This window comes from Planotetraspora thailandica, assembly GCF_016863335.1.
Taxonomy (GTDB): domain Bacteria; phylum Actinomycetota; class Actinomycetes; order Streptosporangiales; family Streptosporangiaceae; genus Planotetraspora; species Planotetraspora thailandica.
Genome location: NZ_BOOR01000127.1, coordinates 1 through 757 on the forward strand (window position 1 = coordinate 1; position 757 = coordinate 757).

Here is a 757-nt window from a genome sequence, read left to right on the forward strand (position 1 = left end):
ACCTGGCGGCCCGGCTGCCGGGTGGCACCGTGATCATCGGAGGGCTCCGCAACCGCGCGCCCGTACCCGGCTCGGCGCTGGCGCGGACGCTCGCCGCGGCGAGCCGCGTGGCCGGTCACTACCGCATCCGGATCGGTCCTCTCAGACTGTCCGAGGTGGCCGAGCTCGTCCGCCGTGAGACCGGTCAGGATCCAAGCCCCGGCACCGTACACAGCATCTACACGCGTACCGCCGGCAACGCGTTCTTCGTCCGGGAGCTGGCCCGGCTACTCGCCGACAGCGGCGTGCTCACCGAGGACGCCGTGGCGCGCGCGGGAGTGCCCTCCACCGTGCGAGACGTCGTCCGTGACCGGATGACCGGACTCGACGACTGCGCCAGGGACCTGCTCCAGATCGCCGCGCTGATCGGACGAGACGTGGACCTCAGCCTGCTCGCCGATGTCGCCGACCGCGACGTACAGACCTGCCTTGATCGCCTGGAGCCTGTGGAGGCGCTCGGCCTGCTCGAACCCACACCCGGGGATCCGTTCTCGATGCGCTTCTCGCACGATCTGGTTCGCGAGTCGGTCACCGAGACCACGCCCCCGGGACGGGCGAGCCGGCTTCACCTGCGCGTCGCCGACGCACTCGAGCGCACCGACTCCTCCTGCGACTTTGTCGCCGAGCGCATCGCTCACCACCTGTGGGCGGCCGGCCCTCTCGCCGATCCGCGCAGGACCGCGATGGCGCTGGTGCGCGCGGGCCGGCTCGCGGCGGC

General features: G+C 72.3%; 1 pseudogene. It reads left to right on the forward strand.

Annotation, left to right across the window (positions count from 1 at the left end):
* Positions 1–757: pseudogene (locus Pth03_RS41150) on the forward strand (SARP family transcriptional regulator); the annotation flags it as partial.